This is a genomic window from Bifidobacterium avesanii, assembly GCF_009299475.1.
In the GTDB taxonomy this organism is placed as follows: domain Bacteria; phylum Actinomycetota; class Actinomycetes; order Actinomycetales; family Bifidobacteriaceae; genus Bifidobacterium; species Bifidobacterium avesanii.
In genome coordinates, this window is record NZ_WBSN01000001.1 from 221,508 (window position 1) to 234,942 (window position 13,435).

Below are 13,435 nucleotides of genomic sequence, written 5' to 3' on the forward strand. Positions count from 1 at the left end.
CCGACGATTCAGTCGGCCTGCGCGCCCTCGCCCTGCGCAGTCGCGGATTCCGCGTCCTCGCCCTGCGCGTCCCCCACGCCGCCGGTTTCGAGCAGCTGGGCGAACTGGGCCTCGTCGAGCATGGGGATGCCGAGCTCCTCCGCCTTGGCGGCCTTGGAACCGGCGTTCGCGCCCACGACCACCCAGTCGGTCTTCTTGCTCACCGAGCCGGCCGCCTTGCCGCCGCGCGCGATGATCGCCTCCTTGGCGGAGTCGCGCGAGTAGCCTTCGAGCGAGCCGGTGACGACGACGGTCTTGCCGGCGAGCGTCTGCGGCAGTCCGCTGGTTTCGGCGTGCCCCACGCCCACGCCGGCCTTGCGCCACGCGTCGAGGATGTCGCCGCGCCAGTCGCCGGGCTCGCGCGCGGCGGCGAACCACGAGACCACGGATTCGGCGATTTCCGGCCCGATGCCGTCGATCGCGGACAGGTCCTCCGCGCTGGCGTGCGCGATGGCGTCGAGCGAGCCGAACGCGGTGGCGATCAGGCGCGCGGTGGGCGGGCCGAGCCGGCGGATGGACAGCGCGACGAGCACGCGCCACAGGTCGGCGTGGCGTGCCTTGTCCATTTCGTCGAACATCTTGCGCGTGTTCTCGCCGGAGCGGATGGTGATCGGCACGTCCACCGCGGCGCCGCGCACGGTCTTGCGCTCCACGCGCACGAGTTCGGCGTCGTCGGGGATGAAGTAGCCGGGGAACGGCCCGTCGGTCACGGACGCGTCGCGCTTGGCGGGCGCGGGGGCCGTCCAGAAGGCGGGCACCTGATGCCACAGGCCGGAGTAGCCGACGCGTCTGCGGACCTTGCGCGTCCGCCCGTTGTCGCCGGTCGTCTCGCGCACCTCGATGATCGGGATCTCGCGCCACACGCGCACGTCCTTCAAATCCGCGGGGGTGAGCGCGAACAGGCCGGCCTCGCTGGAGAGCACGGGCGTCTGCGCGGGCGGCAGCTCCAGGCCGGGCGCGGGCTCGTACGGTTCGGGCTCCTCGCCGGGTTTGACGAGGATTTCCGTGAGGTTCGGCGCGTAGGTGGCCGTCGAGTCGGGCCGGTTCTCCTCCGGGTTAGTCAGCGCGATGGCGGACTGGTCGCCCAGATGCTCGATGTCGAACGCCTTGCGCGAGGCGAGGTTGATGACGCGTTCGGCGAGCTGGGCGGGGCAGGATTCCACGTTCGGGCAGCGGATGTCCTTGTCGCCCTCCTTGGCGGGGGCGAGCTCGGCGCCGCACGACGGGCAATGGGTGGGCATGACGAATTCGCGCAGCTGACTCTCCCGGCCCTTGCGGCGTTCGAGCACCGGGCCGACGAGTTCGGGGATCACGTCGCCGGCCTTGCGCACCACGACGGTGTCGCCGATGAGCACGCCCTTGCGCTTGACCTCGAACGCGTTGTGCAGCGTGGTGCGGGCCACGGTGGAACCGGCCACGTACACGGGCTTGAGCACGGCCACGGGGGTGACGCGCCCGGTGCGGCCCACCTGCACGGTGATGTCCAGAAGCTCGGTGTTGACCTCCTCGGGCGGGTACTTGTACGCGATGGCCCAGCGCGGGGCGCGCGACGTGGCGCCGAGCGTGCGCTGGAGGGCGAGGTCGTCCACCTTGACCACGATGCCGTCGAGCGCGTGCTCGATGTCGCCGCGGTGCTCGCCGTAGTAGTCGATCATGTCGAGGATCTCCTGGAACGAAGTGACCGACCGGTTGTGCGGGGAGACGGGAATGCCCCACTTTTGGTACAGCGCATACGCCTCGGACTGCTCGGCGACCGCGTCGTGCGTGCCGGAGGGGTGGTCGGCGCCCCATTCGAGGCGGCCGATGCCGTGCGCGTAGAAGCTCAGGCGCCGGGTGGCGGTGATGCGCGGGTCCTTCTGCCTCAGGGACCCCGCGGCGGCGTTGCGTGGATTGGCGAACGGGGTGCGCCCGGCGTCCTCCTGCTCGTCGTTGAGCGCGCGGAAGTCGTCCCAGCGCATGAACACCTCGCCGCGGATCTCCACGAAGTCGGGCACGTCCGACGGCTCGCCGCCGAGCGTCGCGGGGATCGAGCCGATGGTGCGCACGTTCATGGTGATGTCCTCGCCGGTCACGCCGTCGCCGCGCGTCAGCCCCTGTTCGAGCGTGCCGCCGCGGTAGATGAGGTTCAGGGCGAGGCCGTCGATCTTGACCTCGCAGCTCATGGGCAGCGGCTTGCCCTCGGGCCAGTCGAGGTCGCGCAGCACGGAATCGTGCCAGTCGCGCAGCTCCTCGACGGAGAACACGTCGTCGAGGCTCATCATGCGGCTGGGGTGGCGCACGGACGCGAATTCGTTGGAGAACGTGCCGCCCACGCGCTTGGTGGGCGACTGCGGGGTGTCGAGCGAGGGGAACTCCGCCTCGAGACGGGTGAGGCAGCGCATGCGCGCGTCGTACGCGGCGTCGGAGCTCACGGGCGAGTCGTCGATGTAGTAGGCGATCTGGTCGGACTCCACCCACGCGGCCACCTTGGTCCACAGGCGCGCGGCCTCCTCGCTGCCGAGCGAGGACATGTCGAGCCGGTCGAGGCGCATGGCGTCCGCGTCCGTGGGCGTAAGGGCCGCGATCCAGCGCGCGCTGCCCGGCGCATAGGCCGCGGCGCCCGTGTTCTCGGTGGGTTCGGGCGCGGCGGCGCCGTCATCCGCGGCCGCGTCGAGGTCCCACGCCAGCTGTTCGCTCTGATTCTGATGCTGTGTCATAGCTGCCATGGTAGCGGGCGGGCGCGGACCTCACGCGTCGCCTCACGCGTTGAGCGAGCGCAGGAACTGGGCCTGAACGGCGTCCACGCCCTGGTCGTCGCCGTCGTTCATGCGCGCGGCGGCCACGGACAGGGTGCGCGCGGGCACGAACATGCCCTGGTCCACGGTCACGCGGGCCGCCTCGCGCACGATCTGCCCGACCTCGGTGTGCGGCCAGACCGGCAGTTCGCGCTCGCGCAGCACGGCCTGGGCCTGCGGCACGTCGCGCGGCACCGAGATGCACTGCGAGTCGGCGCGGGCCAGCAGCTCCTGCAGCTCGTCCGCGAGGGAGCCGATCGAGCCGGAGGAGATGTGGTCGCTCATGATGTACGCGGCGGCGGCCACGGCGAACTCGTCGCGCATCCACGCCGCGTAGGCCAGACGGTAGTAGGCGTATGCGGCGTCGTCGCGGTCGAGCGAGACGCGCAGGGCGTTCAGGCAGGCGGCACGCGCCGAATCCCAGTCCTCGCTGCGGGCCAGCTGCACGCCGAGCCTCATGTGGGACAGCGGGTACGCCGGCGCGTAGGCGACCATGCGGTTGAGGTGCGGCAGCGCGGCCTTGGCGCCCTTCAGCTGCGCCAGCACGTCCGCGATCTCCATGTGCGCGTAGAACAGGTTGTCCGGAATGAGCACCGTCGTCTCGCCGGGGGTGGCGAACAGGCGGTTGTACACCACGCGCTCGGCGTACGAGTTGAAGTACCGCGGCACGCCCCGCGCGGCGAATGCGTCGTCCATGCGCTTCAAGGCCGCCTCGATGGATTCGATCGCCTGATCGGTCTGGCCGGAGAACAGCAGGTCGCGCGCCTTGAGCCGCTCGCGGTCGAGGCCCTGCGCCAAGTCGAACGCGAGTTCCGGCGTGTCCTCGCCGTCGATGAGCGCGCTGGTCACCTTCGGCGCCAGTTCGGTGAGCTCAGGGTCGGAAAGGCGGTTCACGACCGCCATGGCGTGCTGCGCCTTGGCCACCGACTCGAGCGAGTCGTCCGCGGCGATGCGGTGGAAGTCCGCCACCGCGCGCTGCAGCAGGTCCTCGCGCTGGATGGCCAGCCCCACGGTGTCCTCGCAGCCGAGCACGCGCTCGCTCACGGGGTCCAGCTCCTGCGTGGACAGCTCCGGCTCCTCCTGCGAGCCGCGGGGCGCGAACCGCGCGTCGGACAGGTCGAAGTCCGCGGTGACCGGCTTGAGGCCCCCGGTCGGGTCCACGTCCATCACGGCGTGGAACATGCGGTAGAAGTCGAACGGGTGGGCGAGGCCCTCGAGGCGGTAGTGCTCGAGGAACCGGTCGCGCTCGAACGTGACGTTGACGAGGTTGCGCACCGAGGGGTTGCGGCGCAGCACGGCCATCGGGTCGTCGTCGGAGCCGTCCGATCCGTCCTCCCCGTCTTCGGAGCCGGCGACGCCTTCTGCGTCGCCCGCGCCCTCGCCGCCGTTGCCGTTGCCGTCCCCGTTGCCGCCGGCCGCGGGTGCGAACAGCGTCTCGTCCAGATCGGCGCCCTGCATGAGGCTGCGGAACTCCGCGTTGACCTGATCGTCGGTGGCCGCGTCGGAGTCGGCGTCGCCGCCGTCCGCGCCCGCGGCGCCGGCGGTCTCCTCCCCCGCGACGAGCGTGTGCGAGGGGTCGCCGTGCACGTCGCCGTCCTTCGGTCCCGCCTTGGGGCCGGGCACGCCGAGGGAGCCGGTTCGCATGCGCTCGAACGAGGCGAGCGCCTGGCGCATCATGTCGCTGATGGCGGAGTCCTGCTCGGCCACGGCCTCCTCGAGCCCGATCGAGTCGATGCGCAGCGAGACGGTGCGGATGCGTTCGTCCGCGCCGAACGCGAGCGCGGCCATGATCAGGCCGACGCGCAGGTTGTATGCGGCACTCATCTGGGCGCGCGCGTCGTCCGCGAGACTGATCCACTGCTGGTGGGCGGCGTCGTACCGGCTGGACGGCATCATGGCGGTGCCAGCGGTGGTGAAGCCGAGCGCCGCGGCGCCCTCCGCCAGGTTGGAGCGGAACTCCACGTCGAAGCGGTAGGGCAGACGCAGCCGGCGCACGAGGGTGCCGAGCGTCTGGCGGTACGCCCATTCGGAGGGCCTGCCGTCGCGGGAACCGGCGTCGCCGCGGATTTCCCCGGCCGTGCGCCTGGCGATGTCCACCATGCGCCATGCGGCCTGCGTGCCGTCGTCGCGCACCGGGTCGAAGTCGGGCGCGTAGCCGTCGGTGCCGAGCGCGATGAGCGCGGGGTTGGCGAGCATGGCCTGGTCGATCTGCGCGGCCTCGGCGCGCGTGACGGTGTCCTCGGTGGGGAACGCGCCGATGGACGCGTTGCGCTCGAGCCAGCTGCTCACCGCGGCGAAGCGGTTGAGGTTGCCTTCGATCCTGAGCGAGCGCAGGGCCGCGGGGAACGCGAGGGACGAGTCCCAGCCGAAGAAGTAGCCGCCCGAGTAGCTCGACGTGTACAGGTGGAGCGGTTCGGCGCCGTGGACCGGTTCGAGGCCGGAGACGTCGCCCAGCGCGCCGGCCTCGCGCATGAGGTCGGCGAACTGGTCCTCGAGGCCGGAGGCGCGCATGTTGCGGGACCGGGCCTCGAGCGTGTCGCGGATGGAGCGGCGTATCGCGCCGATGGGCGCCTCGCGGTTGAGGCGGCGGAAGATGTTGCCCGAGCCGAATCCGATGAGCAGGCCGTGGATCTGCGGCAGCATGTACGCGGCGAAGAACGCGACGGCGATCGCGTCGCGGTATTCGAGGTCGTGCCTCAGGTCGTCCGGCAGCTTGGGGCGCAGCTGCTCGAGCGTGTAGCGGTCGCCCACCTTGAGCCACGAGGCGAGCCAGTTCATGCGGCCGGCGTCGTCGCGCCCCGCGATGCCGCCCGTGACCGCCTCCACGGTTTTGGCGTTCTCGTCGCTTTTGCCGAACCTGCGCCCGTGGGGCAGCCTGACCTTGCCCTCCTTGCCGAACAGGAAGCGCGGGTTCATGTCGTGCGTGTCCGCCTTGGGGTCGGTGGTGACGAACACGCGGCCCTGATCGTCCGCGAGCGCGATCTGCGCGTAGCTGGAGTCGTGGCGTCCGCAGAAGATGCCGAGCGAGAAGCCGCGGCCGCGCATTTCCGGCAGCTGGGCCCATCCGAGCTTCAATCCCGCGGGCACGCCGTCGATGCCGTGGTCGAAGACGCGGCGCTTGACCAGCGGCCCGAGCGGGCGTGCGTGGCGGGTGAGCTCGGCCACCATGTCGGGGTTGCCGCCCTCGCGGCGCTGTGATTCGACGGATTTGAGCGCGTCGGAGAAGGTGTCGGCGCTGATGCCGCGGCCCGTCCGCCCCCTGAGCCGGTCGATGATCTGGCGCAATCCGGCGTGGTTCTTATACTGGGGCTTTTGAGACATGTTTTGATTGTCCCAACGCTGCCCGACATGAAGCCCTGAGAAAAACCGAGACGAACCGGAGGAAGCCCCGTCATGACACGCCTGTTCAACCGACGCACCCGCGCGATCTGGATCGCGGCACTGGTCATCGTGCTGGCGGAGCTGTTCGTGTTCAACCTGCCGCACTGGATCTCGCTCGCCTCCGCCGCCCCCGTCACCGACGACCGCAACGTCACGGTGGGCACTGGGCTCGCGGTGCGCGGCACGGGCGCCTACGAGATCACCGACCCCATGCAGGCGTACCTCGAGATCGACGGGGTGGACGAGCGCGTGGACTATGTGCACGTGGACGCGGAGGGCGCGTGGGACGAGATGCTGCAGGACGCGCGGCAGACCACGCAGGCCAACCGTCCCAAGGACTCGTGGGGGCTCGCGCTGCTCGACGACACGTACGACAACGCCAACGAGACGCTGTCCATGACCAACGTGCGCATCGACGTGAAGGTGGACGGCCAGTGGAGGGCCAACCGGGCCGACTACTACAACGCGAACATCGAGGAGTCGAACTATCTGAGGAATCGCGTGAAGGGCGACGCCGAGGCGGTGCGCCTGTGGTTCCAGGAGGCGGCCGGCAGCAAGATCCGCTTCACGTCCATGACCGCCAACGCGCGCGTGCCGCTTTCGGTGAACCCGATCCGCCTGCTCGCCATGGCGCTGGTGGCCGCGTTCCTCGTCGTCTTCCGCCCGTCCTCGGCGCTGTGGCGCATTCCGCTGGACACGCACAGCCGGGGCCAGCGGTGGGCCCTGGCCGGCCTGCTCACGCCGGCTGCGCTCGTGGCGCTGTCCATCACGGTGGGCAACGTGTGGTTCTTCTCCCCCGGCGTCTACCACCATCCCGGCCAGTTCACGTACGACTTCGACCAGTACGCGCATCTGGCGGATTCGATCCTCAAGGGCCAGCCGTGGCTCGACCTGCCCGTGCCGGACGAGCTCGCCGCGGCGGCCAACCCGCTCGACATCGCCACGCGCAACCGGCTCGTGCAGTCGGGCGTGCACCCGGTGTACTGGGACTACGTGTTCTTTCAGGGGCACTGGTATTCGTACTTCGGCGTGATTCCGGCCGTGCTGCTGTATCTGCCGTATCAGGCCGTCACGGGCGGCATGCTGCCCACGGCCACCGCGCTCGCGTGGATGATGTTCGGCGCGCTTCTCTTCGGCGCGCTCATGGTGGTGCGCGTCATCCGCCGCTACTTCCCGGGCGCGTCGTTGGCGGCCACGGGACTGGCGATCATCGTGTTCTCGTGCGGCGCGAACATTCCCTACCTGTGCTACCGCAGCAACTTCTACGCGGTGCCGATGACCTCCTCGCTGCTGGTCACCACGCTTGGCCTGTGGCTGTGGCTGGGCGCCAAGAGGCCGGACGGGCAGCTGTCGTGGGTGCGCGTGGGCTTCGGCGCGCTGTGCGTCGCGGCGAACCTCGGATGCAGGACCATGTACGTGTTCGCGGCGCTGCTCGCCTTCCCGATCTTCTGGCAGGACATCAAGGAAATCCTCGCCGGCGTGAGGGCCCGCACGATGGGGGTCGCGGAGATCGTCAAGCCCGTCGCCGCCATGGCGCTGCCGGCGCTGGCCGTGACCCTGCCGCTGCTGTGGTACAACCACTGGCGGTTCGGCTCGTACCTCGACTTCGGCAACGACTATCAGATGACGGTGATCGACCTGACGAGCTACAAGGCTCCGCTGGCCGACCTGCCGCTGACTCTGTTCTACTTCCTCGCGCTGCCGCCGCGGTTCATCGACGTGTTCCCGTTCCTCGCGATCAGCCCGTCGCCGTACGTCAACTGGCAGTACATGGAGCCGTCGATCGGCGGAATCTTCTTCGCGATCCCCGTGCTGCTGCTCGTCTTCGCGTTCCCGCTCATGCGCCGGCGCCTGCACGCCCGGCACCTGTGGGGCTTCGGCTGGACGGCGATCGCGTGCGCCGCGCTGGTGATGCTGTTCGACGCGCAGAAGGCCGGCTTCGGCTGGCGGTACATGACCGACTTTAGCTGGCTCGTCACCTTGGCGGTGCTGTTCGCCATGCTCGCGTTCATGGACTTCACGCCGGGAGCCCCCACGCCGGACGCCGGCGCGCCCGAAGGCGCTCTCGAACGTTCGACAATCGCGATGCCGCTTGGCCAGCGCCGCATGATCCGCGTCGTCATGGCGCTGGTGGTCGTGACGGCCGTGGTCACGTTCCTGTCCTACTTCGTGGTGGGCCGTCAGGACTCCATGTACCGTCTCGTGCCGGACCTGTGGACCTCGTTCGGCTCGTGGGTCAAGGCGCTGTAGCGCGTCGCCCGTAGCGTGCCATACTGGAGGCATGCTGTTCGATTTTCTGCGCAAGGGCGAATCATTCCAGAACCATCCCGACGCCGCCGCGTTCGAGCTCGGCAACGTCGGCTACACGTACGAGGACGGCGGCGTGGGCCTGCTGCGCACGTCCCTGAACATCACGCCGGACGACAAGCGCGTCGCGGTGATCGGCCTCAACGGCTCGGGCAAGACCACGCTGCTCAAGCTGCTCGACGGCGCGCTCGTCCCGGCCGAGGGCGTCACGGTCACGGTCGGCGGCGAGACGCTGAACACGGCGTCCAAGCGCGATTTGAAGCGCGTCGAGCAACTGGTGGGCCGCGTGCGGCGCGAGGAGATCCCGAACGCGTTCTATCAGGCGAAGGACATCGCCGAGGCCCTGACCGCGCCGTTGAAGAAGCGCAGGGTCGCCGAAGGCGAGCGCAACGCGATCGTGGGCAACCTGCTCGCGCATTTCAACCTGTCGGATTCCGCGCGGCGGGCCGCCTCGGAGCTGGATTCGGAGAAGCGGCACCTGCTGGCCATCGCGGCGGCGCTCACGTTCAACCCGGCCGCGATCGTGGCCGACGAGCCGACCAAGGGACTGGACGAGGTGGGTTCCGCGCATGTGGCGGCCGCGCTGTTCAGCTACGACAAGCAGGTGGTCTTCGCCACGCACGACACGGACCTGATCCGCCGCCCGGAGTACGCGATCGGGCGCACGCTGGTGCTCGACGAGCATCGGATCGCCTTCGACGGCAAGCCTGACGAGGCCGTGGCCTTCTACGAGGACCTCATCCGGCGCAAGGCCGAGGCGCTCCGCGCGCGCTGACGGATCGTCCGTCCCCTCCGGACGCCGCTACTCCTCCAGCATGGCGGCGACGGCGGCGAGCACCGCGCGCACGTTGGATTCGAACGCGTCCGGCTCGGGCAGCAGGGAGATCGCCAGATATCCGTTGGACGTCATGTCGAAGAAGTAGCCGGGCTGCCCGGTGAGCCCGTGGTCGGCGATGAGCCTGAGCACGAGCGCGTTCTCGTCGATCACGCCGGGGAAGCGCAGCAGCACGTTCCAGCCGCCCTCGGCGCGCAGCACGGAGACCACGCCCAGCGGGTCGGCGTCCAGCAGTTCGTGCAGCCGCGCCAAATTGCCTCGAACGCGTTCGAGAACGAGTGCGGTCTGCTCCCCCGCCACGCCCAGCAGCGCGTCCATGCGGCTGGCGATGATGTCGCTCATGGGCAGGTAGTCGTCGGCGATCACGTCGAGCCGGCGCTTGGCCTCGGCCGCGTCCCCCTCCGGGCCGGACACCTGGATCCAGCCGACCTTGGCGTTCGGCGCGGCCAGCATCTTGGAGAACCCGTCGAGCGCGAAGGTGAGCACGCCGGTCTCCCCCGCCAGTCTCGAACGGTCGTCGAACGGTTCGAGGGCGTAGTCGAAGAACACCTCGTCGGCGATGAGCGCGACGCCGTGCTCGCGGCACAGCGCCACGATCCGCTCGCGCTCCCCCGCCTTCACGTACGAGCCGGAGGGGTTGTTGGGGTTGATGAGCACGAGCGCGCGGATGCGCCCGCCGTCCGGTCCGTCGAGCAGCGCCTCGATGCCGGCCGCGTCGATCATCCACGACCCGTCGAAGAGCAGCTGGTATTCGATCGCGTCCACGCATTCGAGCCCGGCGATGGACTCGATGAGCGGGTAACCCGGCTTGGGGGCGAGCACCGCGTCGCCGGCGTCGCACAGCAGCTTGATGAGCCACGAGTACGCCTCGGACGTGGAGCTCAGCAGATACAGGTCGTCCGGATCGACCGGCTTCGGTTCGCGCCCGGCCGCCGCGGCCTCGAGCGCGTGCAGGCCGGTCAGGTAATCAGCCAGGGATTCGCGCGCATGACGAGGTCCGCGCGGCTCGGCGGAGTAGACCCACGGCACCTCGTCCGAGCTCAGCCCGTGGCGGGTGGGGTTGGAGTCGTTGAGCTTGCCGAGCGCCACGCCCGCCGCCTTCGCCTCGAGTTCGGCTACGGCGATGGGGTTGAGCGTGCGCGATCCGACGCGCGAGGAGAAGTGAACGGTCATGCGCCCCACCCTATCGCGACGCCGCGTCCAAGGCCCAAAAACGCAGAAGTTGCATATCCGCGCGCATACGGCCTCATCGGGGAGGCCCATGCGCGCGGATATGCAACTTCTGAGATTGGAACGGCCGATGGACGGCCTGCTACTGCTTGGTGCTGGCGTAGTACGCGGCGCCGACGATGCCGGCCGAATTGCGCAGCTTGGCGGGCACGATCGGGGTCTTGATGTCCACGTAGGGCAGGAACTTCTCGCTCACGCGGCTCACGCCGCCGCCGACCACGAACAGGTCCGGGTTGAAGTAGTGCTCGACGAGCCCGTAGTACTTGGTCAGGCGCTTGGCCCACTTCTTGTAGCCGAGGCCCTCCTGCTCGCGGATCGAGGAGGCGGCGTACTTCTCGGCGTCGCCCTTGCCCTTGGGCAGTTCGAGGTGGCCGAGCTCGGAGTTCGGGATGAGCACGCCGTTGTAGATGAGCGCGGTGCCGATGCCGGTGCCCAGCGTGGTGGCGATCACGAGGCCGTCCTGGCCCTTCGCGGCGCCGAACTGGACTTCCGCGAGGCCCGCCGCGTCGGCGTCATTGACCACGGTGACCGGGCGGCCGCACGCGTCGGAGAAGCACTGCTGCACGTCCACGCCGATCCACGACTGGTCGAGGTTGGCCATGAAGTCGAGCGGCTTGCCGGGCTTGATCGGCGCGGGGAACGCGATGCCCACGGGGGCGTCGGCGGGCACCTCGAAGTGGTCGAGCAGCTGCTTGACGATCGCGCCGACCGCGTCGGGCGTGGAGTTCTCGGGGGTGAGGATCTTGAGTCGGGGTTCGGCGAAGTCGCCCTTGGTCAAATCGACGGGAGCGCCCTTGATGCCGGATCCACCGATGTCGACGCCGAAGGCCTGCGCTGTTTCAATCATCTTCGATCTCCTTAGGGTTGGAGGTGAGCAACGAACCGGTACGATGATTCTAACGCGTCGGGTTGCCCGGCGCACGCCGCGACTGCAATCGTTTTCACCATGCGGTCGGGAGGGCGGGACGGACGCGGACGACAGGCACGGGCAACGGCACGGGCAACGGACGAGATTTTGCTCACATCGGGCGAACGGCGGCGCGGCCGAGGGCGCGCGCGGGGATAATGGGACGCATGGAACATACGCAACTCATTGACGCCATTGATATCCGCACCGCCGTCCGCGCCTACGACCCGGACGAGATCGCCGACGATCAGGCCCGACAGCTGAGCATGACGCTCGACGCGGTCAACATGCTCTCCGGTCTCAACATCCAGCTCGTGCGCGACCAGCCCAAGGTGTTCGCCGAGGCCAACGAATCCGGCCACTACACCAACGCCGCGAACTATCTGGCGCTGGTCGGCCCGAAGAACGACCCCGAGTCCCGAGAGAAGGCGGGCTTCTACGCGGAGCGCGTGGTGCTCGCCGCCACGCTGTACGGCCTCGGCACCTGCTGGGTGGCCGGCAGCTGGGACCGCGAGGAGGCCGCGAGGCACTGCCGCGTCACGCCGAGCCAGGAGCTGTACGTGGGCGTGGTGATCGGGCATCCGGAGCATCACCTCGCCTACACGTCCAAGTCGTTCGAGGAGCTCGCCGAATTCCAGCGTACGCACCGGACGTCCAAGTCGTTCGAGGAGCTCACGCGCGGCATGTCCGCCGAGGCGCGCGAGCAGGCGCCCGACTGGTTCCGCGCGGGCGTCGAGGCCGCGGCGAAGGCGCCGAGCGCCATGAACCGCCAGCCCGTTCTGTTCTCCTGGGATCCCGATACCGGCACCGCCATCGCCTCGATCGACCCGGAGCTCGACGGCCCTGCAGCGCTCAACGACCTCGGCATCGCCAAGCTGCACTTCCAGATCGGCGCCGGCACCGGCGACTGGGCGTGGGGCAACGGCGGCATGTTCATCAAGAAGTGACGTCGCATGCCGGGCGTTCCGGCGGTCGACGGCGATCACGGCAATGAGGAAGGGAACGGTTCGACGCCGTTCCCTTTTTCATGCTTTCGAGCGCCCCTATTCGCTCACGGCCGCTTCCGCCCCCGCAGCGCCACGACCGCCCGGTACCCCCGCTGCCGCAGTCCCGTGGGCACCAGCCGGTACGCGGCGCGCACGAGCACGTTGCGCGCGAACTGCGGAACATTGACGAAACCCATTTTCAGGAACGCCCGCTGCAGCCCGAGCTCGCCGCGGAACATCTCCCATCCCCCGCGCCGCGTGTAGGCGCCCGCGTCCACGCGGTACAGCACCAGCACGTCGGGCACGTTGCGCAGCTTCGCGCCGCGCATCATGAGCCGAGCCCACAGCAGGTAGTCCTCGAACCGCCCGGCCCGCTCCGGGTATCCGCCGGCGTCCAGCACCGCCGACCTGCGGAACGCCACGCTGGGGTGGTGCAGCGGCGACTGCATGCGCGCGTACCGCTCGAGCTCCGGCCCGCCCGCCGGCAGCGTGCGCACCTGCCCGCGTTCTATCTTGTCGCCGCGGTCCGCGGATTCCTGCGTGAACTCCTGGATGGACGACCCGACCAGATCCGCCCCGGCCTCGAGCACCGGAATCTCCACGGCGTACCGTTCCGGCAGCGCGATGTCGTCGGCGTCCGCGCGCGCCACGAACTCGTGCGCGCACGCCTTGAGCCCCTCGTTGAGCGCCGCCGCCAAGCCGCGGCACTCCTCCAGCCGCACCACCGTCACCGCAACGCCCTCCGGCTCCAGCAGCCCCGGCAGGCGGACCAGATACTCCTCGACCTCATCCGGCACCCTGCCGTCGCGCGCCACCACGAGCTGGGAGGGCCTGCGCGCCTGTCCGACCGTGTTGGACCGCACGGCCTCGCGGAAGAACGCCAACGAATCGCCGCCGTACACCGGCAGCAGCACCGAAAATTCCTGCATGCCGCCCATCCTACCCAAGCCGGCGTCCCGTCCCGACCGCCGCGGCC

The 13,435-nt window shown here is 69.6% G+C and carries 8 protein-coding genes; 3 read left to right on the top strand and 5 right to left on the bottom strand.

Annotated features, from left to right (window positions below; all coding sequences use genetic code 11):
* Positions 1-8: 8 nt before the first annotated feature.
* Both ligA and DSM100685_RS01045 read right to left on the bottom strand, forming a co-directional pair.
* Complete coding sequence (gene ligA / locus DSM100685_RS01040) at positions 9-2,735, bottom strand: NAD-dependent DNA ligase LigA (protein WP_152349511.1); 2,727 nt, start codon at positions 2,733-2,735, stop codon at positions 9-11.
* Positions 2,736-2,777: 42 nt separating this feature from the next.
* Complete coding sequence (locus tag DSM100685_RS01045; RefSeq protein WP_239512578.1) at positions 2,778-6,134, bottom strand: tetratricopeptide repeat protein; 3,357 nt, start codon at positions 6,132-6,134, stop codon at positions 2,778-2,780.
* A gap of 72 nt (positions 6,135-6,206) precedes the next feature.
* Here DSM100685_RS01045 and DSM100685_RS01050 point away from each other — a divergent pair, with 72 nt between their 5' ends.
* Both DSM100685_RS01050 and DSM100685_RS01055 read left to right on the top strand, forming a co-directional pair.
* Positions 6,207-8,444 carry a hypothetical protein gene (locus DSM100685_RS01050; RefSeq protein WP_152349512.1) on the top strand — a complete coding sequence of 746 codons (2,238 nt, stop codon included), beginning with the start codon at positions 6,207-6,209 and terminating at the stop codon, positions 8,442-8,444.
* Positions 8,445-8,475: 31 nt separating this feature from the next.
* Positions 8,476-9,276 carry an ATP-binding cassette domain-containing protein gene (locus tag DSM100685_RS01055; RefSeq protein ID WP_152349513.1) on the top strand — a complete coding sequence of 267 codons (801 nt, stop codon included), beginning with the start codon at positions 8,476-8,478 and terminating at the stop codon, positions 9,274-9,276.
* 27 nt (positions 9,277-9,303) lie between these two features.
* On the opposite strand, the gene DSM100685_RS01060 is transcribed toward DSM100685_RS01055, so the two are convergent.
* Complete coding sequence (locus tag DSM100685_RS01060) at positions 9,304-10,509, bottom strand: pyridoxal phosphate-dependent aminotransferase (protein ID WP_152349514.1); 1,206 nt, start codon at positions 10,507-10,509, stop codon at positions 9,304-9,306.
* 139 nt (positions 10,510-10,648) lie between these two features.
* Positions 10,649-11,413 carry a polyphosphate--glucose phosphotransferase gene (ppgK, locus tag DSM100685_RS01065; RefSeq protein WP_152349515.1) on the bottom strand — a complete coding sequence of 255 codons (765 nt, stop codon included), beginning with the start codon at positions 11,411-11,413 and terminating at the stop codon, positions 10,649-10,651.
* A gap of 227 nt (positions 11,414-11,640) precedes the next feature.
* Here ppgK and DSM100685_RS01070 point away from each other — a divergent pair, with 227 nt between their 5' ends.
* Complete coding sequence (locus DSM100685_RS01070; RefSeq protein ID WP_420837360.1) at positions 11,641-12,420, top strand: nitroreductase family protein; 780 nt, start codon at positions 11,641-11,643, stop codon at positions 12,418-12,420.
* Between the two features lie 104 nt (positions 12,421-12,524).
* On the opposite strand, the gene DSM100685_RS01075 is transcribed toward DSM100685_RS01070, so the two are convergent.
* The gene (locus DSM100685_RS01075; protein ID WP_152349517.1) at positions 12,525-13,388 is read right to left on the bottom strand and encodes a glycosyltransferase; all 864 of its coding nucleotides are present in this window, start codon (positions 13,386-13,388) and stop codon (positions 12,525-12,527) included.
* Positions 13,389-13,435: the final 47 nt, after the last annotated feature.

Coding starts and splice junctions, on each gene's coding strand:
- DSM100685_RS01055 (WP_152349513.1), top strand. CDS start 8,476: ATGCTGTTCGATTTTCTGCGCAAGGGCGAATCATTCCAGAACCATCCC.
- DSM100685_RS01070 (WP_420837360.1), top strand. CDS start 11,641: ATGGAACATACGCAACTCATTGACGCCATTGATATCCGCACCGCCGTC.
- ppgK (WP_152349515.1), bottom strand. CDS start 11,413: ATGATTGAAACAGCGCAGGCCTTCGGCGTCGACATCGGTGGATCCGGC.
- DSM100685_RS01050 (WP_152349512.1), top strand. CDS start 6,207: ATGACACGCCTGTTCAACCGACGCACCCGCGCGATCTGGATCGCGGCA.
- DSM100685_RS01075 (WP_152349517.1), bottom strand. CDS start 13,388: ATGCAGGAATTTTCGGTGCTGCTGCCGGTGTACGGCGGCGATTCGTTG.
- DSM100685_RS01045 (WP_239512578.1), bottom strand. CDS start 6,134: ATGTCTCAAAAGCCCCAGTATAAGAACCACGCCGGATTGCGCCAGATC.
- DSM100685_RS01060 (WP_152349514.1), bottom strand. CDS start 10,509: ATGACCGTTCACTTCTCCTCGCGCGTCGGATCGCGCACGCTCAACCCC.
- ligA (WP_152349511.1), bottom strand. CDS start 2,735: ATGACACAGCATCAGAATCAGAGCGAACAGCTGGCGTGGGACCTCGAC.